Source organism: Nocardia terrae (genome assembly GCF_009760405.1).
Lineage (GTDB): Bacteria > Actinomycetota > Actinomycetes > Mycobacteriales > Mycobacteriaceae > Nocardia > Nocardia terrae.
The window spans coordinates 660602-682528 of the sequence record NZ_WRPP01000003.1 but is presented as its reverse complement, the minus strand read 5'-3'; the positions used below and the strand labels follow the sequence as shown (position 1 = coordinate 682528).

The following is a 21927-nucleotide window of genomic DNA, read 5'->3' as shown; positions in this document are numbered from 1 at the left end:
TCGGCGTGCACACTGAGTTCGGCCCACACCCAGTCCGGCGGGTGTGGGCCGAACTTTTTCGGTCGTGACGTGGTCGTAGAAGTATCAGACGCCCGCGGGCCAATTCGGGCTGGGGATGGCCGGATCCGCGCGCAGGCGGCCCGCCACCCAGATGTCGCGGCGGATACCGCGCTGCACGCCGCCGCCGCGGATCAAGCCCTCGTAGTGGTAGCCCGCGCGGCGGGCCACGGCCGCGGACGGATGATTGCCGACGAAGGCGCGCCATTCCAGGCGCTGGAAGCCGAAGACCGTCGAGTCGAGACCCGCGGCGGAGACCAGCAGGGCGGCCCGGGTGATGAGCCCCCGGCCCCGGGCGGCGGCGGAGAGCCAGAAGCCGATCTCGGCGGTGTCGTCATCGCGGCGCGGGTAGAGCGGGCTCATGCCGATCATGCCGACCACCGGGCCGTTGTCGGCGCGGCGCACGGCCCAGGTGGGGCTGCGGCCCGCCCAGCCGGGGCCGACGATGTCGTAGATGAACTTCTCCGCGTCGGCGCGGTGATACGGGACCGGCATGGTGGTCCACGCGCCGATCGAGGGTTCCTGGCACAGGGCGGTGATGCCGTCGATATCGGAGACGGCGGGCGGCGACAGCCAGACCGTGCCGTCGGACAGGAATTCCGCGTCCATGCGGCCATGCTGTCACGGAAACGGGCGCGGGCGCACGGTCTTCCGGTCGGCAGCATCGGGGTGGTGACGGGGGTGCCGGGGCCCGGCCGTAGCATCGATGCGGTGGTTGCCGCTCTTCTCGCCGACTTGTTCGAATCGCATCGGCCGCACCTGCTCTCCGTGGGCTACCGGCTCACCGGCAGCGTCAGCGATGCCGAGGACGCGGTGCAGGAGAGCTGGTTGCGGCTCTCGGTGGCCCGCCAATCCGAGATCGAGGATCTGCGCGCCTGGCTCACCACCGTGGTCAGCCGGATCTGTCTGGACCGGTTGCGCAGCGCCGCCGTCCGGCGGGAAAAGTATGTGGGGCAATGGCTCCCGGAGCCCATCGTCACCGCGGTCACGCCCTCGAGCACCCCGGATCCGCTCGCGGCGGTGGTGCGCAAACAGGAGTACCGCTTCGCCGCGATGGTCGTGCTCGACACCCTGACGCCGCCGCAACGCGTGGCCTTCGTTCTGCACGACGGCTTTTCGGTGCCGTTCACCGAAATCGCCGACATCCTCGGCGTTTCCGCCGACGCGGCGCGGCAGTTGGCGACTCGGGCCCGCAAGGCCGTAGCCCGCGCCCCGCAACCGGTCTCGGACGACGAGCACGGTGCGGCCGTGCAACAGCTGCTGAAGGCGTTGGCCGGCGGTGACGTGGATGCCATTGTGGCGGCGCTGCATCCGGACGTGCGCACGGTCGGCGACGGCGGGGGCGCGGTCTCCACCGCCATCAATATCGTTGCGGGCGTGGACAAGAACGTCCGGCTGTGGACGGGGCTGTTCCGCAGGTTCGGGCTCTTCGAACCGACGCACATGGGACGCGAGCTCGAACCGGTCCTGGTCAACGGACAGTGGGGCGTGCTGGCGCACGAGATGGCCCCGCACGACGGTGTCCCGGGCACCCCGCAGCGGGTGTACGCGTTCACCGTGCGCGACGGCCGCGTGTGGGGCATCTACGACGTGGTCAATCCGGCCAAGCTGTCCGGCATCCGGCTGCCGCACTAGGTTCAGCCGCGCTTTTCGGGGCCTTATCAGCGCTTTTCGGGCATCGACTAGGCTCCGGGGAATGCCGTCCCGCATTCCCACCGTCGCCCGCCTGCAGCCGTTCGCCTCGACGATCTTCGCCGAGATGACCGAACTGGCCGTGCGTCACGGCGCGGTCAACCTCGGCCAGGGCTTCCCCGACAGCGACGGGCCCGCGGGCATGCTCGAGGTGGCCCGGCAGGCCATCGCCGACGGGTTCAACCAGTACCCGCCCGGACGCGGCGTGCCCGCCCTGCGGCAGGCCGTCGCCAACGACCGGGCCCGGCGCTACGGGACCCACTACGACCCGGACAGCCAGGTGCTCGTCACCGTCGGGGCGACCGAGGCCATCGCGGCCACCGTTCTCGGGCTGGTCGAACCCGGCGAGGACGTGGTGCTCATCGAGCCCTACTACGACTCCTACGCGGCGGCCATCGCCCTGGCGGGGGCGAACCGGCGCACCGCGCGACTGGTGCCCGACGGCGACGGCTTCGCTCTCGACCTGGACAGCCTGCGTGCCGCCATCACCCCGAAAACCCGGCTGCTGCTGGTGAACTCGCCGCACAACCCGACCGGGACCGTGCTCTCGCGGGCCGAGCTCACCGCCATCGCCGAGCTCGCCATCGAACACGACCTGTACGTCATGTCGGACGAGGCGTACGAGCATCTCGCCTTCGACGGCCACGAGCACATCAGCCTGTCCACGCTGCCCGGCATGTTCGAGCGCACCGTCGTGGTCTCCAGCGCCGCCAAGACCTTCAGCGTCACCGGCTGGAAGATCGGCTGGGCCTGCGCGCCCGCGCCGCTGCTGGACGCGGTGCTGGCCGCCAAGCAGTTCCTCACCTTCGTCGGCGGCGGGCCCTTCCAGCCCGCGGTCGCCCACGCGCTGAACACCGAGCAGCAGTGGGTGGCGGCGCTGCGCGAGACCCTGTCGGAGAAGCGGCTCCGCCTCTCCGCCGCGCTGGCCGAGGCCGGATTCGAGGTGAAGCGCAGTGACGGAACGTATTTCGTGTGCGCCGACATCACCCCGCTCGGCGCGAGCGACGCCTACCGGTTCTGCCGCGAACTGCCCGAACGGCTGGGCGTCGCCGCCGTCCCGGTGAGCGTCTTCGCCGATGACAAGGCCGCCTGGAATCGGCTGGTGCGCTTCACCTTCTGCAAGAAGGAGGAGACCATCGCCGAGGGCGTCCGCCGGCTTCGGGCGGGCCGTGCTGCCGAGGCGCTCCGCTAGCCGCTCGCCGCCGGGCGGTGTTGCCCAGGAGATGCTCCGGGCTGCGGAATGATCCGGCGGGCCGTACGGTTGTGAGCCGTTGTCGCACTTCCAGACGAACGGACGCACCATGCTCGGCTACCTCACCGACCCCGCCGGACCCGCGGGGCTGCGGCTCGCCACCGATCTGCCCGAGCCGGAGGCGAAGCCGGACGAGGTGGTCGTCGAGGTGCGGGCCTTCGCCATCAACCACGACGAGCTGAACCTGATCAAGCGCCGGCCCGACGGCTGGCGGCCGGGACAGGACGTGGCCGGGGTCGTGATCGCGGCCGCCGCTGACGGGACCGGACCCGCGCTCGGTGAGCGCGTAGTTTGCTACCTCGACTGGGAGGGCTGGGCGCAGCGTATTCCGGTGCCGGTGAAACGCCTTGCGGTACTGCCGGATTCGGTGACCTTCGAACAGGCGGCGGCCCTGCCCATCGCCGGGATCACCGCGCTGCGCGCAGTCCGGGTCGGCGGTGCTCTGCTGGGGAGGCGCGTCCTGATCACGGGGGCTACCGGTGGCGTGGGGCAGTTCGCCACCCAGCTGGCCGTCGCCTCCGGGGCCACCGTCACCGCCCTGGTCAGCCGCCCCGAACGCACCCCCGACGCGCTCGCGCTCGGCGCGCACCACGCCGTCACCTCCCTCGAAGACCCGGCGCTGGGCCCCTTCCACCTGGTCCTCGACGGCATCGGCGGCGATCTCACCGCCCAGGCCGTCCGCCGCCTCGCCCCCGGCGGCCATCTGGCCTGGTACGGAAACCTCGGCGGCGCGGCCGAACTCCGCCTCGCCGACTTCTACGCCCAGGGCTGGAACGCCCACATCGTCGGCTTCATCAGCCCGGTCCCCGAGGACACCCTCGGCGAAGACCTCGCCATCCTCGCCGGCCTGGTCGCCGACGGCCGCCTGACCCCGGATATCGGACTCACCTTGGACTGGACCCAGACGCCGAAGGCTTTCGAGGCCATCGAATCCCGCACCCTCCGCGGCAAAGCCGTTCTGACCCTCCGCGACTGAAGCATCTGCCCGGCGGGGTGTGTATCCCGCTGGGGCCGGTGGCCTTTGCCGTCGCGGTCCACCGGGCCGCAAGTGGACCGCGACAGAGATCGGTTGGGGTCCCAGAATTGGGCATGTGATTGAAACGACTGCGGTGCTCGGTGTGGCGGCGGCGGAGCTCGGACTGGTGCTGACGCCCGGGCCGAACATGATGTATCTGGTGTCGCGGACGATCTCGCAGGGGCGGCGGGCCGGACTCGTGTCGCTCGCGGGCGTCGGAGTGGGATTCGGGGCGTACATGGTGGCGGCTACCGCCGGGATCACCGCGGTGTTCGCCGTGGTGCCCGCGCTGTATCTGGCGCTGAAGATCGCGGGTGCGGTCTACCTGCTCTACCTCGCGTGGAAGATATTGCGGCCGGGCGGCGTTTCGCCGTTCGCTCCGATCGAGCTGCCCCCGGATTCGTCACGGCGGCTGTTCACCATGGGACTGGTCACCAACCTGCTGAATCCGAAGATCGCCATCCTGTACATGGCGCTCATTCCGCAGTTCGTGGTTCCCGCGCACGGCCGGGTCTGGTTACAGAGTCTGGTGCTCGGCGCGGTGCAGACCAGCATCGCCGTCACCGTGAACGGGCTCATCGTGCTCAGCGCCGGAGCGATCGCGGCTTTCCTTGCGGGCCGGCCGCTCTGGCTGCGCGCGCAACGGTTCGTCACGGGCACTGTGCTCGGGGCCATGGCCGTCCTCGTGCTCAACGACCGGACCCGGCCCCTTCCGGCCTGACAGGTCAGGACCGCAGCGAACCCGGGTACAGGAATTCGTCGGCGGGGCGGTCGGTGCGGTCCAGCCAGGCGGTGAAGAATCCGCTCAGGTCGTGTGGTGTGCGGGTCTGCACGAACTGGCGGAACTCCGGCATCGAGGCATTGCCGTACTTGTGGCCCATGACGAAGTCGCGCACCGCCGGGAAGTAGGCGTCATCGCCCATGGTGCGGCGCAGTGCGTGCAGGAACAGCGGGCCCCGGTAATAGACCGAGGTGAATTCGCTGCCCTTGCCGGGGTTCTGCAGCGCGATCTCCCAGAACTTCGGATCGTCATGGTATTTCGCGACCGTCTCGCGGTACTGGGCGTCGACGTCCTTGCCGTCCTTGCGTTCCGGCCACAGGTAGTCGGCGGTATAGCTGGCGAAGCACTCGTTCAGGCAGACGTCGGACCACTGCTTCACCGACATGGAGTCGCCCCACCACTGGTGGGTGATCTCGTGCACCACGGTGTCCAGATCCGTCCACGGCGCATAGATGGGCCGCGACTGGGTCTCCAGCGAGAAGTTCAGGTCGGTGTCGACGAAGATGCCGCCCGCGACATCGAACGGGTACGGGCCGTAGAGCTCCTCCTGGAAGTCCAGGATCTCCGGCAGCTGGAAGTCCAGGATCTCCGGCAGCCGCGACTCGATGTCCTTGGCCTTCAGCGCATCCGGCGCGAACGCGCTCAGCAGCTGGGTGCCGTTGGCGCGCCGCTGTTCCAGGAACTCGAACTTGTCGATGGCGATGGTGGTCAGATAGCCGATCACCGGCTGCCGCAGCTCCCAGGAGACGGTGCGGTTCGCGCCCTGCACGGTGTCGGACACCTTGTCGCCGCCCGACATCACCTCCCACTCCTGCGGCACCGTGGCGTGCAGCGTGAAAGTCGCCTTGTCCAAGGGGGTGTCGTTGATCGGATACCAGCTGCTGGCCGAATGCGGTTCACCCGCGACGAAAGCCCCGCCGCTGGGCGAGAACACCCAGCCCTCGCCGTCGGTGCCGGTCACCTCGCCCGCGTAGTCGACCTGCACGGTGAACGGCAGGCCGGGCAGCAGCGGGATCATCGGCGTCACGACCAGTTCGTGCTCGTCGGTGCGGTCGAACCAGGCGGGCAGGTTGTCGACCGTCACCTTGGAGATCTGCGGGCCGCTGTAGTCCAGGTTGAATGTCCGCAGCGCCTGGGTGGCCACCGCGTCGATGCGCGTGGACGCGGCCAGGTGATGCGACGGGGGATCGTAGGAGAGCGTGACGTCGTAATGGCTCGCGTGATAGCCGCCATTGCCGTCCATCGGGTAATAGGGATCGCCGAGCCCGGATGAACCCGCCAGGGGGTCCGCCGAATCCGCCTGTGCTGGAGCCGCATTCGCGCCCGCCAGCAGTACCGCCCCCACCGCCAAGTACCGCCAGTTCCGTCTCATGCGCCGCTACCGCCCCTTCCCACGCCGATACCCCTGCCTGCCCGATGCTAATCGGCCGATCGCTCAGTTGGTGCTGCCCGACACGGCCACGCTGGCGCCCAGCCCGATGATCATCACCCCGCCCGCGCCGCCGACCGCCTCGAGCCGCTTGGGCGAGCGCGCGAACCAGTCCCGGGCGCTCCCGGCCAGCAGGGCGTACACCGAGTCGGAGACGAGCGCGACCACCAGGAAGATCAGGCCCAGCAGCAGCATCTGGACCGGGACCGCGCCGGCCTTGGGCGCCACGAACTGCGGCAGCACCGCCGAGAAGAAGATGATGGCCTTGGGGTTGGTGACCCCGACCAGCACGGCCTGGCGCAGCGCCCGCCGATTGTCCATGGGCTCGATCTTCGCCTCGAAAGCCTCACGCAGGGAACGCCGTTCCCGGAAGGCGTGGATGCCCAGGTAGATCAGATAGAACGCGCCGATCAGCTTCACCACCGAGAGCGCGATGGCCGAGGCGGCGAGGATGGTGCCCAGCCCGGCGGCGACCAGCCCGAGAATCACCATGACGCCGATCGAATGGCCCAGCACCGACAGCAGGGCCGCGCGGCGGCCGTAGCTCAACGCCCGGCCGATCACGAAAAGCACACCGGGACCGGGGATTATGACAATGACAATGGATGCGACGAGAAATGCCAGCATGTTCGCGGCGGGAATCATCGGATCATTCTATTTTGCGGTTTCCGGTCTGTCGCCCGGAATTATCGGTGCCGCAGCTCATCCGGCAGCTGTTGCGGGTCCAGGAGCAGCCGCTTGGCATCCGCCCCGCGCACCTTGTCGGCCAGATCCAGATTGTCGGTGAGCAGCTTCCACTCCACCTCGTTGATGGCGTCGCGGGCGCGCTCGATGATATTGAGGTCGCGGGTGCCCCAGGCGATGGGCATGGCGCTCACGGTCTGCCATAGATCGCCGACCGGGCCCGGCGCACGGTCCACGCGGACGGTCACCGCGGGCACGCGCTCCCCGGCGCGGGCCCGGTGCCCCGGTAGTGAACGCACGGTCCGGGTGACCAGCGCGTAGCGCGGCCCCTGGGCGTTCGGCTTGGCCAGATCGACCAGAGCCAGCAGGGTGGCGCCGTTGCCGTGGGCCTCCGACACCACCGAGGGCACCAGGTCGCCGGCCGCGTAGAGCTTGTCGACGCGGCCGCGATGCGGCATCCAGTACCCGATGAACAGCGCTGTCACCGTGGCCAGGGTGAAGGCCACGGCCAGCAGCCAGGACCACGGATGGTTCACCCAGACCAGGAACGCGACCCCCAGGCCGAGCACGATGGCCGCGGTATACGCCCAGATCCGGAGTCGACGCAGGTACGCGACGACCTCGTTGACCGCCCGGGCATGTTCGCGGTCCACCGCGAATTCGAAGCGCCGCACGTGCGTCCCTCCCGCCTAATGGAGGCTATTCCTCCACTTATCCTATCGTCGGACCCAGCAGATCGTCTGCATCGGTGATGCGATAGGCATACCCCTGTTCCGCAAGGAAACGCTGCCGGTGCGCAGCGTATTCGGCGTCCAGCGTGTCACGTGCGACGACGGAATAGAAGTGAGCTTGGCCGCCATCGTGTTTCGGCCGAAGTAGGCGGCCCAGCCGTTGTGCTTCTTCCTGCCTCGACCCGAACGTGCCCGAAACCTGCACGGCCACAGAAGCTTCCGGAAGATCGATGGAGAAGTTGGCCACCTTCGACACCACCAGCACCGGAATCTCCCCGCGGCGGAAGGCGTCGAAGAGCTCCTCGCGCTCCTTGGTGCGGGTGGAACCCTGGATGACCGGGGCGTTCAGGTGCTCGCCCAGTTCGTCGAGCTGATCCAGATAGGCCCCGATCACCAGGCTCGGCGCGTCCTTGTGGCGGGCCAGAATCGATTCCACCACCGGCAGTTTCGTGCGCGCGGTGGAGCACAGCTTGTAGCGCTCCTCCGGCTCGGCGGTGGCGTAGGCCATGCGCTCGGCGTCGGTCAGGGTGACCCGCACCTCGACACAGTCCGCGGGCGCGATCCAGCCCTGCGACTCGATGTCCTTCCACGGGGCGTCGTAGCGCTTGGGGCCGATCAGGGAGAACACGTCGCCCTCGCGGCCGTCCTCGCGCACCAGGGTGGCGGTCAGGCCCAGGCGGCGGCGCGACTGCAGGTCGGCGGTCATCCGGAAGACCGGCGCGGGCAGCAGGTGCACCTCGTCGTAGATGACCAGACCCCAGTCGCGGCTGTCGAACAGCTCGAGATGGCGGTACTCGCCCTTGGTCTTGCGCGTGATCACCTGATACGTGGCAATGGTGACCGGGCGGATCTCCTTGCGCTCACCGGAGTATTCGCCGATCTCGTCCTCGGTCAGCGAGGTGCGGGCCAGCAGCTCGCGCCGCCACTGCCGCCCGGCCACGGTATTGGTGACCAGGATCAGCGTGGTCGCCTTGGCCTTGGCCATGGCCGCCGCGCCCACCATGGTCTTGCCCGCGCCACACGGCAGCACCACCACACCGGACCCGCCCGCCCAGAACGACTCGGCGGCCAGCTCCTGGTAGTCGCGCAGATGCCAGTCGCTGGAGGCGTAGTCCAGATCGATCTGATGCGCCTCGCCGTCCACGTACCCGGCCAGGTCCTCGGCGGGCCAGCCCACCTTGAGCAGCATCTGCTTGATGCGCCCGCGCTCGGAGGGATGCACGATCACCGTGTCGTCGTCGATCCGCGCACCCAGCATCGGCTGAATCTTCTTGTGCCGCAGGATCTCCTCCAGCACCGCCCGATCCAGGCTGACCAGCACCAGACCGTGCGCCGGATGCTTCACCAGCTGCAGCCGCCCGTACCGCGCCATGGTGTCGACGATGTCCACCAGCAACGGCTGCGGTACCGCGTACCGGGAGAAGTTGACCAGCGCGTCCACCACCTGCTCGGCATCGTGCCCCGCCGCCCGCGCATTCCACAGCGCCAGCGGCGTCACCCGATACGTGTGCACATGCTCGGGTGCGCGCTCCAGCTCGGCAAACGGCGCGATAGCCTGCCGAGCCGCATTGGCCGACTCATGATCGACCTCCAGCAGCAGCGTCTTGTCGCTCTGCACGATGAGTGGACCGTCGGTCACGACACCTCCTGGCTTGTCCGGGCCCGAATGAGCCTGGTCCATTCTCCAGCAACCCACCGACAAGGCGACGTGACCTGCGTCCCCGTTCTCTGAGAGCGGAGAAATGCGGCCGGGAGCGGGGTGGAAGGGTGGCCGGAAGTCCGGTGGATTCGGCGAAAAGGGTCAAGCCCCGAGTTTCTGTGGCTACGATCACTCGAAACTTGGACGTGTGTCCATTTGGACGTTAGACCTGATTGAACTGAACAGGGGTGCCGATGCGCGGGGTCAGAGCTCGGGGGAGATGGCGGAGGGCCGGGCGAGGGGTGGTCGGGGTGGTGGCCGCGGTGCTGGCGGGGGCGGTGCTCACTCCTGCGGTGTCGGCGTCGGGTGCTCCCGATGCCGCTTCGGTCGGGCGGATACACGCCGACGGCAGCCGGTTCGTGGACGAGAGCGGGCGGGTCGTGGTGTTGCACGGGGTCAACAATGTGGACAAGGCGCCGCCTTATATAGAGCCTGGTGACGGGTTCACGGTGACCGCCGAGGATGCGGCGGCGCTCGCGGGGCACGGGTTCAATACGGTGCGGCTGGGGGTGTCGTTCGATGCGCTCATGCCGACCGAAGGGGTGGTCGATACCGCGTACCTCGATCGGGTCGCCGGGGTCGTGGACACCTTGGCGCAGTACGGGATTCACACGCTGCTCGACAATCATCAGGACGGGCTGTCGAAGCCGTGGGGAGGCAATGGATTTCCGGAGTGGGCCATTCACTCGCGACCGGGGGTCGGGGAGCCGAATCTGGGCTTTCCGTTCTTCTACCTGATGCCGAGCATGAATGCGGGGTGGGACGAGGTCTGGAACAACACCTACGGGGTGCTCGACGAGCTGGGTGCGGCGCTCGGGGCGCTCGCGGCGCGGGTGAGCGGGCATCCGGGGGCGCTGGGGATCGAGTTGCTCAACGAGCCGTGGCCGGGATCGGCGTTCCTGTCCTGCTATCCGAACGGGTGCCCGGGGTTCGATGTGAAATATCAAGCGGCCATGCAGAAGCTGACCGATTCGGTGCGGGCGCGCAATGGCGATCTCTTGGTGCTGTGGGAGCCGAACGTCACCTGGAACGAGACCATGCCCACCAATCTGGGCAAGAATCCGCCGATCAGCGCGCCCGATATCGCCTTCGCGCCGCACGACTACTGCATTCCGAGCCAGTTGGCGATCTATTCGGGGCTGCCCGCGTTCCTGCGCGGACTCTGCCCGCTGCAGCAGGGGAAGACCTGGGGCAATATCGATTCCTTCACCGCGCGGACGCAATTGCCGACCCTGGTCACCGAATTCGGTGACGGTGATGCCGCGGTGCTGCGCAATACGCTCGTCAATGCCGACAATCGATTCGTCAGCTGGCAGTACTGGCACTACACGTCTCGGTTCGGTGCGGGCGCGCCGAAACCGGATCCGTTCACCGGCGATCTCGGCAGGCAATTGGTGCGCACGTATCCGCGGGCGACCGCGGGCACGCCCGGGCGGATGATCTTCGATCCCGATACCGGTGACTTCGCCTACCGATACACGCCGGGCGCGGGGACCACTGAGATCTATGTGTCCGATGTGCACTATCCGGACGGGTACGCGGTGCGGGTCGAGGGTGGCCGGGTCACCTCGGCGGCCGGTGCCCGGGTGGTGACGGTGGCGGCGGACGGCTCGGCGCCGGTGACCGTCTACATCAACCGGCCGGGATCGAAGGGCGCGACGGTGCCCAGCGGCCCGATCGGAACCGGCTCGGCGGACAGCGGCTCGGGTAGCGGGTCCGGCACCGGATCGGCATAGTGAGGTGCGAAACCCCTTGAGGTGCTTGTTGTAACGCCCCAGGAGCGGGCAGCGACACAGTGCCCGGGGGACATTGCTGGACAAACGCCCAGATAGATTCGATCGAGAGGTACGACTTTGCCCGCACTCAGCCTCATGTTCCTCAACTCGCTGCCCACCCTCTTCATCAACCTGTCGCTGCTGGGCATGCGTGGACTGTCGATGGTGCACTGACCAGGTATTCTCACCGCGTTCACAGCCGTGAACTGTTCGGTGAGAAAGGTTTTCGCTAGTGAAGTTCGCAGGAACGAGGCCGCTGGTGCGCCTCGTACTCGCCCTCGTGGCGGTTGCCGTGGCCGTACTGGCCTTTTCCGGCTGTTCGATGCTGAAGGATGCCGGCAAGTCCGACACCGCCAAGTCCAAGGTGGGTGACTGCATCAACGTCATCGAGGGCTCGGCGGACAACTCCAAGACGCAGCCCATCGACTGCTCCAGCGAGAAGGCCGTCTACAAGGTCGCCGCGGTCTTCGACGCCAAGTCCAGCTGCAAGGACGAGCAGACCTCCTACGAGGAGAAGGGCTCGGACAGCAAGACCGTCGCGTTCCTGTGCCTGAGCCCGAACTTCAAGCAGGGCTCCTGCTACAACGAAAGCCAGACCACCGGCTACAAGTTCGTGGACTGCGCGGCGCCCGAGGCGTCGTTCAAGGTGATCAAGCGGATCGACGGCCAGGCCGACGAATTCCAGTGCGACACCGCCACGTCTGTCGGATTCCGGATCATCCCGGACCCGAAGACCACGTTCTGTCTGGGAAACCCCAAGGGGTAGAACAACTCTCGTAACTCTCAGGGGCCAGCCCCGGAAACCCCACCCGGGGCGAGGCGCTTCGGAAACCCACGGGGTAGAGACTCCGGGGACCCGAGGGCCCGGTGTGCGGGCGGCAGTCGAAATGCCGTCGGCGCACCGGGCCTTCGCTGTTCATCCGGCCCATCGCTATTCGACCAGCGCGACCGAGGCGATGCGGTGCAGGGTGAAGTGGCGGACCGAGCCGGTGACGGGGTCGAGGGCGTCGAGCTGGCCGCCGCCGACCTTGAGCGGCTCCACCACGCGCTGGGTGGCCACGCCCTGCGCGTCCACGTAGCCGATGTGGACCGGGCGGCGGGTGCGGGCGGCCAGCTGGAGCAGATTGAGGGTGGCGGCGGTGCTGGTGCGGGAGCCGTCGGAGCGGACCGCCTGGCCGGGGCGGGCATTGGCGGCCCGCTCCCCGGCGCGGAGCTCGGCGACCAGGGACTGCAGCTGTTCGGTGCTGGGCGGATTGGGCCGCCAGTTCTGGCGGGTCGGCTGACGGGCGGGCAGGCGCGCGCCCCGGGGGCGCAAATCGACGATGGCCCCGGAGGAATCCTCCCCGGCGGGGCTGAAACCGGCGGCGCGCAGGCGTTCCAGCACCTCGCCCAGCGACGCCTGGGAAATCGCGACGGTCGGCGCGACCGCGCGCAGCGCCAGTTCCCCGGCCACCGGAGCGGCCAGCACCTCGGCCAGCAGGGTCGGGTCCTCGCTGCGCACGAAGCTCTGCGCCATGCCCGCGCGCAGGCGGCCGTGGCGCCGGGCCACATCGTCGATGAGGTAGGTCAGCGACTGCGGGACCGGGGTGCGCGAGTGCGTGGTGAACAGGTTGTGCAGCTCCGCGGCGGTGGATCCCGCGTCCAGGGCTCGGCGCACCGAGATCTCGCTGAGGCGGTAAACCGTTGCCGCACCGGCCGATTCGACATCGGCGACCCTTTCGATCCGGTGCTGGAGCTCCGGGGTGAGCGGTCCCGGCGCGATGACCGTCAGGTCGGCCTGCACCAGCACGTGATCCACCGGCTCCGGCAGCGCGGTCGCCATCTCCGACTCGGCGTCCTCGGGACTGCCGTGCAGCAGCGCGCGCCCCGCCGAAGTAACCGCCCCGCGTGCCACCAGACCCAGCGATTCGGCTTCCGCCAGTGTGCTCTCCACCGCGTCCAGCCGATAGTGCCGCCGCCGGCGCGGCTGCCGCCAGGCCAGCACGCGGCCCAGATCGGCGGCGGAAACCTCGGTGCCGGAGGGGAATTCGGCCAGCAGCTCCAGGACGGCGCGCCGGTCTCGGACGGCGTGCACGGTGCGCAGCTCGGCCGAGAGCGCCGCCAGCGGTTTGTCATTGGCGTCGCGCAGGCCGATCATCCACGGGAAGCGGTCCAGCTCCAGCCAGGCCTGCGCGAGCACCACCCAGCGGCGCGGCGGCACCACCGCGAGCCAGGCGTCGGAGGTGGTGGTGGGCGTCCAGTAGTCCTCGGTGCCGTCGCCCTCGGGTGCGGGTTCGGGCGTGCCCTTGTCGATGAGCCGCGCCGCCACCAGGATCTCGGCCAGCAGGCCGACCCGGGTCTCGTCGATACCGGTCTGCTTGGCGATGCGGCGCTGTTCGCGCACGCCGAGACCACCCGAGCGCAGCACCGGCGCGGGCGTGCGGCCCAGCACCTCGAGCAGGGAGGTGCTGTGCCGCAACAGCTCTCCCACCTCGCCCGCGCCCACCGCGTTGACGTCGGCGGGGGGGTGCTTGGTGGTGCCGGGCTGCGGCGGGGTGAGGGCGTGCGGATCGGTGACCGGCTCGTTGCGCAGGGTCTGGCCGACCGCGGCCGGCAGCTCGACGGTCTCCTCGTCGATCCAGTTCAGCAGGCGGCGCGACAGCAGCCGCTGCACCGGGCGTTCGCTCGGGGTGCCGGGCGCGGCATCGCGGGTGCGGCCGCGCGGGCCGGTGGCGGCCAGCTTGTCGAGCAGGGCGCGTTCCTGTGGCGTGGATTCGGCCAGGGCCGCGGCGATCTCGGGCTCGGTGAGCGCGTCCGGCAGTTCGGTGGTGCTGCCCAAGGGCCACGGCAGCGCCTCCTGCGCGGCGGGTGTCGCCCGCAGGGCCGTGTCCGGGCCCCACACCAGGGCGCGGGCGCGCAGTTTCTGCAGCGCGGCGTTGACCGTCGCCGCCGGAACTCGGTCCGAGAGCAGCTTGCGCAGGGTCTTGGCGGGCAGTGGCTGACCGTGGCGGCCGTCGGCGGCCCCTTGCACGACAAGGGTTTCGATGATCGCGAAGTCGAGGGTGTCGAGCTCGTCGCCGGCCCGCAGCACCGAGGCGCGCTGTTCGGTGCGCGCCGCCAGCACCGCCATCGAGGCGGGCAGGGGAACGGCCAGATCCGGGCGTAGCTCCAGCAGCGTGACGAGATCCTCGTCGGAGCGCTTGGAAAGCCATTCGGCCAGAGTCACATCGGCTCGCGCGGCAGCGGACCGGGTCTTCTTGGCGGGCGCCTCGGGGGCGGTGTCGGCGGAAGCCTCGGCGCCGGTAGCGGCGGGGGCGGGGGTGTCGGTCACTTCACCCGATCCGTCGGGCCGGGTGGACGCGGTTCAGCGGCCGCCGCGGGAAACCAGGGGGTAGTCCGAGCCTGGAGTCGAACGCACGGCGGCCGCCCGGGAACGAGCGCCGTTAACCGCATGATTTGTCGGTCGTGCCTCGGATCAGCGGTTGACGACCGTGTACGGGTGCACGTACGGCAGCTTGTCGGCCGGCAGCGGGAACTCGGTGTCCTCGCCGTAGGGGGACAGACCGCCGGAGCGGGTCGACGAGAGTTCGGTGACCGCGTGGTCGCCGTTGGCCATCTCCGGCCAGCCATTGTCGACATAGGGCTTGTTCGATTTGTTCACCACGTCGCTCATTCTGACATGAGGCCCACAAGACCGCCCGCTCCGGCACCCGGAAGTTTGCCCCCACCACCGCGTTCCGCTGGCAAACAGGATGAGACAACTCTCGTAGCTCTCAGGGGCAAGCCCCTGAAACCCCAAGTCGGAGAGGGGGGCGCCTCGGAAGCCCCAGGGAGTTACGAGAGTTGTCGAAACCGCGAATGCCCCGCGTCGGCGTCGACGCGGGGCATTCGGGAAGAGGGAACGCGGTGCTACTGGGGCAGCAGGCCCTTGTTCGCCTCGAAGAAGTTCACGACGCCCGGATCCAGCTGGGTGCCGCTGGCCTTGGTGGCGTTGAGGAAGTCCAGCGCGGGCTGGGGGATGTTGACGCCCTGCGACTGGGCGACGGCGATGGCACGGTCGACGGCCTGGAAGACTTCCTGCGTGCCGTTGGTGCCGCCGCCGGGGCCGGCCTGCTGCGGGGCCCACTGCGGGGTGCTGGAGGCCGCCGGCGCGGGGGCTTGGCGGGGGGTGGAGCCGCTGGTCAGTCCGAGGCTCGAGGAGCAGGACGGCCATGCGCCCCAGCCCTGGGTGGCGAGCACCTTCTCGGCGACCGCGATCTGCTGCTCGCGGGTGGCCTGGTTGGCGGTGGGGGCGTATTCGCCGCCGCCCGCGGCGTTCCAGGTGCCGGGGGAGAACTGCAGCCCGCCCTGGAATCCGTTGCCGGTGTTGATGGCCCAGTTGCCGCCGGCTTCGCACTGTGCGAGGCGATCCCAGTCGGAGTCGGGTGCCGCGCTGGCGTTACCAGCCATGGCCACTCCGGCGCCGCCGAGAGCGATGCCCGTCAGGGCAACCTTGGCGACAGTGCGGCCGGTGTTGGTCGGCTTGCGATGGCGTCCACTCATTTTCGGGTCTTTCCTCTCGTACGCGCCTGCGAGGCCGACTACCGGGGTCGAACTGAGAGGTCGTCCGGCCCGGCGCACATATCGTGCGCTGTTCCTCGTCTTCGCCCCTGATTCCAGTTGGGGGTCCGTACCCGCGGGGCGAAGTTCGGTGCGGCGGGCCGGTGGCGCCGGGCTGACCCGGCTGGTGGAGAACATTACGACGACCGCCGTGAAAAGTCTCCTTTTGGTAACCGTCGTGTCTGTCCGGGTCGCTAACCGGCGCAAGGGGTTCCGCTTGGCTTCTGCGCAGGTGGTCACGGCGAGTCCCGCTCGATAGGGGTCTGTCACCGCTCCGTGACCTTCTCGTTATGTGACGAAGATCACAGGCATGCTCGGGTAACGAAGTGGGCAATCCCGGTGTCGCCGCGTCATCGCGAGCGGCGACCCGACCACAGCGCGAAGACGAGCGAGAGCAGGAACCCCAGCGGCGCGCACATGGCGAGCAGATACAGCCACAGTCCCGGCTTCGCATCGGTCGCGAAGTGGACGCCGAAGATTGCGACAACCGCCAGCAACCCGATCGCGAACAGGCCCAGAGAGATATAGAGCAGCGGGCTCGCCGAACCGCGAGAACCCTGCTCGGAAGAAGTGTCCGACACCTCTGAACCGTAAAACTGATGTGCTCGCGCTATTCACACCGGGGTAGACTCGGTGTCTATCGCGTCCTGCATAGCTGTGTGGGGCGCGTTCTTTTCGCAAACGGAAAGGTCGGGGGCGCGTGCGCCTGCGGCCACGAGTGTGCCCGGCGCTGCTCGGGCTTGAATGACGAACGGGTGAGCGCAGTGCCGACCGGCAAGGTGAAGTGGTACGACGTCGAAAAGGGCTTCGGCTTCCTTTCCCAGGATGAGGGCGAGGACGTCTATGTTCGATCGTCGGCGCTGCCCGATGGTGTGGAGGCGCTCAAGCCCGGACAGCGGGTCGAATTCGGCATGGCCGCGGGTCGCCGTGGCCCGCAGGCGCTTTCGCTGAAGCTGCTGGAGACCCCGAACCTTCGCGAGGAGCGCGGTGACCGGGGTGGCCGCGGCGAACGCGGAGACCGCCGCGGCGGCCGCAACGACGGCCCCATCACCCGCAAGGAGCCGGACGAGCTGCACGGCCTCATCGAGGACATGATCACGCTGCTGGAGACCAAGGTGCAGCCGGATCTGCGCCGCGGCAAGTACCCGGACCGCAAGACCGCACAGCGCATCGCCGAAGTGGTGCGCGGCGTGGCGCGCGAGCTCGACCACTAGGCCGAGCCACACCGTCCTACGAGAGAACCCCGGTGACTCGGTCACCGGGGTTCTCTCGTACGAAATGCGGTCGCGGACGGGGGATCTAGGCGGCGGTGCTGATGGACCAGGCGGCGTGCGGGAGGTAGCCCTCCTCGCCGGTCGTCTGGTCGCGGATCAGGATCGGCAGGGCGATCTCGGTGCCGACGAGCATCAACGTCACCGACGGCGCGGCCGGCTTCTTCTCGGCCAGCTTCCCGTCGGCGGTCAGGTACAGCACGGACGGGACCGTCAGCGCGGTCGTGCCTTTGGTGTAGTCGTCGTGCTCGATGGGCTTCTGCAGGACCTTGCCATTGGGCGCCTGGTAGACGGTCTGCCCCAGCCACGGCCCGTCCGAGATCTCCTTGGGCAGCGACAACTGCAGCGGGAGGCCAGGTTTCACCGCCAGCTCGGCGGATTTGCCGGTATGGCAGCCGTCCCCGCCGGCCGCGCAGTTCAGGCCCGGGGGCAGCGGCACGTCACTGTCGGCGGGCAGGGTCTTGCAGTCCTGCATGCGCACATTGCAGTCCACGTACGGGGCGACCGTGATCGATTTGCCGTTGGCGTAGGCCGTGATCCGAGCCTGCGGCTCGGCGGCCCGGTGCACCGCGATCGTGACCACGGCGGCCACCGCCGCCACGAAAACCAGCAGCGCCGCTCCGGCGAAGGCGACGATCGTGCGGGTTCTGGGTTGGCTCACCGGGATGTCCTGTCCGTCATGGGGTGGGTTCCCCCGCGTGGTGCGCACCGGGGACTTCCTGCTTGGCGTGCTGCGGGCGGTTACCGCCCAAACCGGGCAGTAGCGAATGACCACGGTAGCTGACCACGGTTTGGATCAAGCCGAGCGCCATGACCACCGAGACCACGGCGAACCCCTTCCACCACATGGTCGGCATCCACAGGGTCGGCAGCAGCACGCCGAGCGCGCCGCCCAGCACCCAGGCGAGCTGCAGCACGGTCTCGGAGCGGCCGAAGCCGGAGGCCACCGATTCGGGTGGGAGATCGTCCTGGATGGCGGCGTCGAGCGACACCTTGGCCAGCGCGCTGGCACCGGACGCGACCAGGGTGGCCAGCGCCGCGCCCATCAGGCTGTCCAGGACCGCCGCCGCGATCGCGATGCCGACACAGGCGACGGTGCAGACCAGCACGATCAATTGGGGGCGGCCGAGTTTCATGCGGGCGCCCGTCGCGTTGCCGGCGAAGTTGCCGACCGCGGCGGCCACGCCGACCACGGCCAGCATGGCGATCTGCTGCACGCCGCGATGCTCGGTGGTCTTGACGACGAAGGCCGCGTAGAAGGTGAGGAATCCGGTCAGCACGCGGACCGTGCTGTTGCCCCATAGTCCCGTCACCACCGAACGACCCAGCGGCTGACGGCGTTTGGTGGGTGCGACCTGATCGGCCCGGCTCGGGTCCAGGATCTCGGTGCGGGCGTCGTCGCCGTGGTAGCCGAGAGTGGCGGGCACCTCGCCCTCGGTGTTCTCCACCCAGGACGGGATGCGCAGGCTCAGGAACGCGCCGGCGGCGGCGAGCGCGGCGGCGAACAGCAGCGCGCCGGTCGAGCCGGTCACCTTGGCGATGAGCGCGGCCACGCCGCCTGCGCACAGCGTGCCGCCGACCAGTCCGAAGACGGTGAGCCGGGAATTGGTGCGCACCAGGTCGATTCCCGGTGGCAGCACGCGCGGGGTGACCGCGGACTTCAGCACCGAGAAGGACTTGCTGAGCACCATCATGCACAGCGCCAGCGGATACAGCGCCCAGTTGTCGATATTGAAGATCAGCAGGCCGGCCACCAGCACCCGGATCGCGAACGATCCGGCCAGGGCGATCCGGCGGCCGTGCTGCAGGCGGTCCAGCATGGGACCGATGACCGGTGCGATCACCGCGAACGGGGCGATCGTGATCACCAGGTACAGCGCGACCTTGGTGACCGATTCCGCTGTCGCGCTGGCGAAGAACAAGGTGTTGGCCAGCGCCACCGCGATCGCCGCGTCGGTGGCGAAGTTCGCCATGGTGGCGTAGACGAGCGCGGTGAGACCGGACTCCTCCGCGCCGTCGGCCTTGGCCGCGCGCTGGAAGGTCGCGAAACCACTCTGCGTCAGCTCGATACTGCGGCGGGCCGCGACGCGGGTGACGGTCAGCTTGCGCGGCGGCTTGTGGACGCCGCCGGTGTCGTGGGTCTCCGGCTGCTGCGCGAAAGGCTGCGGCTGAGTCGATTCCGGGTGCGCCGCTGGATCGTGGGCGGGGCGGGTGGCGTCGGGCCGCGTCGATTCCGCGTCGTACGAACGGGTTCGGTCCGCGTCCCGTGCCGACTGCGGCGCCGGGCCGAACGGCGGGGTGCCGGACTCGTAGGGGCGGGTTCGCTCGGTGTCGTAGGGGAGGGTCCGCTCCGGGGCGCGGCGGGGTGCGGGTTCGTCCCCGTGCGAGTGCTTGGACTCGTGGCCGGACTCCGGGTCGTAGCGCACCCGCCGTCGGGTGCCGAAGTCGTGCGGCTGCTGCCATTCTCGCGGTTCGCTCGAACCGTCCTCGGTGGAGCCGGTGCGGTAGGGCCGCGTCGGCGGGTTGGCCTGTGGCGCGTCGCGGCCCCGGACCTCGTCGCCGCCCCGGGCGTCGTGCTCGCGCCGCGCCTCGGACTTCTCGTGGCGGCGGCGCGCCCACCGCGAGGTCCGGCCCTCCGGTTCGCGCGGTGGTTCGCCGCCGGCGGCGCGCGGGGGATTGCCGCGCGGGTCCGGTGGCGGCTCGTCGCGGCCCGGGGGCGTGCGGCGGGTGAGGAATTCCGGCACTTCGGGCTCGTCGCGCGGTGGGACGGGCCGGCGGCCCGCGCGGTTGGCGGGTGGATAGCGGTCGTACCCCGGGTGCCGTTCGATCATGGGAGAGTCCTCGTCGCCCCAGCGACCTGGGTCGGCACCGGGGTCACGGGGAGGAGTCACGCCACCAATTCTTGCAGTGCCGCAGGCCGGCGGCTGCACTACCGCCGGTGTGGGCCGCCACAAGTTCGGCCGAGCGCTGGTCGCGACGGGTGGTCAGGCCGGTACGAAGCGGACTTCGTAGGACTTCGGCCACTTTTTGCCGGTGAGCAGAAAGGTGTCGGTGCCGGGGATGTCGGCGATGCCGTTGAGGACATCGGTGTCGGGGGTGCGGTCGTGGCCGGAGAGCAGACCCGAGGCGTCGATGCGGGCCAGCACCGCCCCGGTATCGGGGTTGATGCGCAGGATGGTGTCGGTGGGCCAGACATTGGCGTAGACCGAACCGTCCGGTGCGCAATCGAGTTCGTTGAGTCGGGCGTCGCGGTGGCTGGTGAGCGCGACCGTGCCGGTGATCGCGAAGGTCTGCGGATCGCGGAAGGTGAGACTCGCGCTGCCGTTGCTCATGACCAGGCGGTTGCCGCGGGTGCACAGGCCCCAGCCCTCACCGTCGTAGTGGGTGCGGCGGATCTCGGTGAGGGTGGCCGGGTCTCGCGCGATGGCGATGCCGTCTTTATAGGTGAGCTGCCAGAGCAGGTCGCCGGCGCGGGTGATGCCCTCGCCGAACAGGGGTGCGGGCAGGTCGGCGCGGGCGAGTTCGGCGCCGGTGGCGAAGTCGGTGGCGCGGACCGCCGAGTGGCCCGAGAGTCCGGTGCCCTCATATAAAACAGACCCGTCTATTTCTAAGCCCTCGGTGAACGCGCCCGGATCGTGCGGCAGCGTAGTGATCACTTCCACGCGCATCTTCGGCGTGTTGTCGCTGCTGGTGCAGCCGCTGATGGTCGCGGCCAGGGCCATGGCGGCGCACAGCGCGATCATGGCGGCCACCACCGGTGCACGGCGTTTGCGCTCCATGCGGCAAAATGTAGACCGTGAGCGCGGTTGGAGTTTCGGAGCCCGATGTACGGCCGATCCTGGCGGAGGCGGTCGAGCTGGCTCGCCGTGCGCTCCTGGATCTGGAGCCGGTCGGGGTCGGCGTCCATCTGGGCGTGACCGCCGAGGACGAATCCTCGGCCACCCACCACTTCGAGGCCACCCTGCCCGGCTATCGCGGCTGGCAGTGGGCGGTCGTGGTGGCGGCTCCGCCGGAGGCCACGGTCGCGACGGTGAGCGAGTCGGCGCTGCTGCCCGGGCCCGACGCCCTGGTCGCTCCCGATTTCATTCCGTGGGATCAGCGCATCCGGCCCGGCGATCTCGCGCCCGGCGATCTGCTGGCCCCGCCGGTCGGCGACCTGCGCCTGGTGCCCGGCTATGTCGCCAGCGGTGACCCGGCCATCGACGAGGTGGCCCTCGAGATCGGTCTCGGCCGCTCCCAGGTGCTCTCGCGCGAGGGCCGCGAGGAAGCCTCCGATCGCTGGTTCTCCGAATACGGTCCCGATACCGACATGGCCCGGGCGGCACCGTCCACCTGCGGCCTGTGCGGCTTCTACGTCCCGCTGGCCGGTGCGCTGCGCGCCGGCTTCGGCGTCTGCGCCAATGCGATGGGGGCCGACGGGCATGTCGTGCACGTCGCCTACGGCTGTGGCGCGCACTCCGACGTGGTGTTGCCCAGCGGCAACGGCTCGCCGCTGTACGAGGCGTACGACGATGCCGCGGTGGAGCTGATTCCGGCGGCCGAGCTGCGGCCGGAAACCCCTGCGGCCGAACCGGAATCCGCTGACCCGGGCGAAACCTCCGAATCCGGGGGCGATGCGATCGAGGTCGCGCCGAGCGCGGCACCCGAGACCTCCGTGGAATCCGGGCCCGCCGAGGACGAGGGCCCGGTCGGGTTGTTCGAGGTGGCCGATCCGGATGCGGTGTACGACGATGCCTGGGCGGTCAACGCGGTACGGGTGGAACCCGATTCGGGGGCTGCGGAGTCGCGCTGAGACGCGACCGCGTAACCTCCCGCAGCGCCGCGGAGGTCGGGCAGTGGGCCCGATCGCCGGTCGGAATGTGTCGGAATTCTGTGAAATGACCGGATGGTTGGCTTTGGCCTGCCAGAAAACCGTTGTGGCGGCGACAAACCGTGGTGCGGAAGGGGTATAGCGCGTGATCGC

20 protein-coding genes are annotated in these 21927 nt (G+C 69.3%); 8 read left to right on the top strand and 12 right to left on the bottom strand.

What is annotated here, in order from left to right; all coding sequences use genetic code 11:
• Positions 1 to 84: 84 nt before the first annotated feature.
• On the bottom strand, positions 85 to 666 hold the full coding sequence (locus GPX89_RS18375) for a GNAT family N-acetyltransferase (RefSeq protein WP_157388801.1): 582 nt from the start codon (positions 664 to 666) through the stop codon (positions 85 to 87).
• Positions 667 to 768: 102 nt separating this feature from the next.
• Between GPX89_RS18375 and GPX89_RS18370 the strand changes: the two genes are divergently transcribed.
• The 4 genes from GPX89_RS18370 to GPX89_RS18355 all read left to right on the top strand — a co-directional run bounded on the left by GPX89_RS18370 (position 769) and on the right by GPX89_RS18355 (position 4737).
• Positions 769 to 1692, top strand: coding sequence for a sigma-70 family RNA polymerase sigma factor (locus tag GPX89_RS18370; protein WP_328601971.1), 924 nt, complete (start codon positions 769 to 771; stop codon positions 1690 to 1692).
• Positions 1693 to 1753: 61 nt separating this feature from the next.
• Entirely contained in the window at positions 1754 to 2941 is a 1188-nt protein-coding gene (locus tag GPX89_RS18365; RefSeq protein WP_157388798.1) for a pyridoxal phosphate-dependent aminotransferase, read from the top strand.
• 79 nt (positions 2942 to 3020) lie between these two features.
• The gene (locus tag GPX89_RS18360) at positions 3021 to 3977 is read left to right on the top strand and encodes a zinc-binding dehydrogenase (protein WP_157388796.1); all 957 of its coding nucleotides are present in this window, start codon (positions 3021 to 3023) and stop codon (positions 3975 to 3977) included.
• Between the two features lie 115 nt (positions 3978 to 4092).
• Positions 4093 to 4737: a LysE family translocator gene (locus tag GPX89_RS18355; protein WP_328601970.1), complete on the top strand. Its 645-nt coding sequence runs from the start codon at positions 4093 to 4095 to the stop codon at positions 4735 to 4737.
• Between the two features lie 4 nt (positions 4738 to 4741).
• Here the strand turns inward: GPX89_RS18355 and GPX89_RS18350 are convergent, their stop codons facing one another.
• The 4 genes from GPX89_RS18350 to GPX89_RS18335 all read right to left on the bottom strand — a co-directional run bounded on the left by GPX89_RS18350 (position 4742) and on the right by GPX89_RS18335 (position 9280).
• Positions 4742 to 6169: a M1 family metallopeptidase gene (locus tag GPX89_RS18350; RefSeq protein ID WP_157388794.1), complete on the bottom strand. Its 1428-nt coding sequence runs from the start codon at positions 6167 to 6169 to the stop codon at positions 4742 to 4744.
• A 63-nt stretch (positions 6170 to 6232) separates the two neighbouring features.
• A complete protein-coding gene (locus tag GPX89_RS18345; protein ID WP_157388792.1) occupies positions 6233 to 6871 on the bottom strand; it encodes a LysE family translocator in 639 nt (212 codons plus the stop codon).
• A gap of 41 nt (positions 6872 to 6912) precedes the next feature.
• Positions 6913 to 7584: a DUF3239 domain-containing protein gene (locus tag GPX89_RS18340; protein WP_328601969.1), complete on the bottom strand. Its 672-nt coding sequence runs from the start codon at positions 7582 to 7584 to the stop codon at positions 6913 to 6915.
• A gap of 37 nt (positions 7585 to 7621) precedes the next feature.
• Positions 7622 to 9280 carry a DNA repair helicase XPB gene (locus tag GPX89_RS18335; RefSeq protein WP_328601968.1) on the bottom strand — a complete coding sequence of 553 codons (1659 nt, stop codon included), beginning with the start codon at positions 9278 to 9280 and terminating at the stop codon, positions 7622 to 7624.
• A gap of 311 nt (positions 9281 to 9591) precedes the next feature.
• Here GPX89_RS18335 and GPX89_RS18330 point away from each other — a divergent pair, with 311 nt between their 5' ends.
• Positions 9592 to 11076 (top strand): endoglycoceramidase I, encoded by a 1485-nt coding sequence (locus GPX89_RS18330; protein ID WP_456237929.1) that lies wholly within the window; start codon positions 9592 to 9594, stop codon positions 11074 to 11076.
• Positions 11077 to 11347: 271 nt separating this feature from the next.
• On the top strand, positions 11348 to 11881 hold the full coding sequence (locus GPX89_RS18325; RefSeq protein ID WP_328601967.1) for an LppU/SCO3897 family protein: 534 nt from the start codon (positions 11348 to 11350) through the stop codon (positions 11879 to 11881).
• A gap of 165 nt (positions 11882 to 12046) precedes the next feature.
• Here GPX89_RS18325 and GPX89_RS18320 read toward each other — a convergent pair whose 3' ends face one another.
• The 4 genes from GPX89_RS18320 to GPX89_RS18305 form a co-directional block, all read right to left on the bottom strand.
• Complete coding sequence (locus tag GPX89_RS18320; protein ID WP_407939411.1) at positions 12047 to 14425, bottom strand: helicase-associated domain-containing protein; 2379 nt, start codon at positions 14423 to 14425, stop codon at positions 12047 to 12049.
• Positions 14426 to 14569: 144 nt separating this feature from the next.
• Entirely contained in the window at positions 14570 to 14767 is a 198-nt protein-coding gene (locus GPX89_RS18315; protein WP_157388786.1) for a hypothetical protein, read from the bottom strand.
• 236 nt (positions 14768 to 15003) lie between these two features.
• The gene (locus tag GPX89_RS18310) at positions 15004 to 15636 is read right to left on the bottom strand and encodes a transglycosylase family protein (RefSeq protein WP_157388784.1); all 633 of its coding nucleotides are present in this window, start codon (positions 15634 to 15636) and stop codon (positions 15004 to 15006) included.
• Positions 15637 to 16043: 407 nt separating this feature from the next.
• On the bottom strand, positions 16044 to 16274 hold the full coding sequence (locus tag GPX89_RS18305) for a hypothetical protein (protein WP_328601965.1): 231 nt from the start codon (positions 16272 to 16274) through the stop codon (positions 16044 to 16046).
• Positions 16275 to 16457: 183 nt separating this feature from the next.
• Here GPX89_RS18305 and GPX89_RS18300 point away from each other — a divergent pair, with 183 nt between their 5' ends.
• Complete coding sequence (locus GPX89_RS18300; RefSeq protein ID WP_328602065.1) at positions 16458 to 16907, top strand: cold-shock protein; 450 nt, start codon at positions 16458 to 16460, stop codon at positions 16905 to 16907.
• A gap of 85 nt (positions 16908 to 16992) precedes the next feature.
• Here the strand turns inward: GPX89_RS18300 and GPX89_RS18295 are convergent, their stop codons facing one another.
• The 3 genes from GPX89_RS18295 to GPX89_RS18285 form a co-directional block, all read right to left on the bottom strand.
• Positions 16993 to 17625, bottom strand: coding sequence for a DUF2771 family protein (locus GPX89_RS18295; protein WP_328601964.1), 633 nt, complete (start codon positions 17623 to 17625; stop codon positions 16993 to 16995).
• A 16-nt stretch (positions 17626 to 17641) separates the two neighbouring features.
• A complete protein-coding gene (locus tag GPX89_RS18290) occupies positions 17642 to 19795 on the bottom strand; it encodes an MFS transporter (protein WP_157388781.1) in 2154 nt (717 codons plus the stop codon).
• 153 nt (positions 19796 to 19948) lie between these two features.
• Positions 19949 to 20743, bottom strand: coding sequence for a glutaminyl-peptide cyclotransferase (locus tag GPX89_RS18285; protein WP_157388779.1), 795 nt, complete (start codon positions 20741 to 20743; stop codon positions 19949 to 19951).
• A gap of 17 nt (positions 20744 to 20760) precedes the next feature.
• On the opposite strand from GPX89_RS18285, the gene GPX89_RS18280 reads away from it, so the two are divergent.
• On the top strand, positions 20761 to 21756 hold the full coding sequence (locus GPX89_RS18280; RefSeq protein ID WP_328601963.1) for a DUF3027 domain-containing protein: 996 nt from the start codon (positions 20761 to 20763) through the stop codon (positions 21754 to 21756).
• The last annotated feature ends 171 nt before the right edge of the window (positions 21757 to 21927 follow it).

Excerpts from the sequence above, each read along its gene's own strand:
- GPX89_RS18375 (WP_157388801.1), bottom strand. The coding sequence starts at position 666 with ATGGACGCGGAATTCCTGTCCGACGGCACGGTCTGGCTGTCGCCGCCC.
- GPX89_RS18365 (WP_157388798.1), top strand. The coding sequence starts at position 1,754 with ATGCCGTCCCGCATTCCCACCGTCGCCCGCCTGCAGCCGTTCGCCTCG.
- GPX89_RS18350 (WP_157388794.1), bottom strand. The coding sequence starts at position 6,169 with ATGAGACGGAACTGGCGGTACTTGGCGGTGGGGGCGGTACTGCTGGCG.
- GPX89_RS18345 (WP_157388792.1), bottom strand. The coding sequence starts at position 6,871 with ATGATTCCCGCCGCGAACATGCTGGCATTTCTCGTCGCATCCATTGTC.
- GPX89_RS18315 (WP_157388786.1), bottom strand. The coding sequence starts at position 14,767 with ATGAGCGACGTGGTGAACAAATCGAACAAGCCCTATGTCGACAATGGC.
- GPX89_RS18310 (WP_157388784.1), bottom strand. The coding sequence starts at position 15,636 with ATGAGTGGACGCCATCGCAAGCCGACCAACACCGGCCGCACTGTCGCC.
- GPX89_RS18290 (WP_157388781.1), bottom strand. The coding sequence starts at position 19,795 with ATGATCGAACGGCACCCGGGGTACGACCGCTATCCACCCGCCAACCGC.
- GPX89_RS18285 (WP_157388779.1), bottom strand. The coding sequence starts at position 20,743 with ATGGAGCGCAAACGCCGTGCACCGGTGGTGGCCGCCATGATCGCGCTG.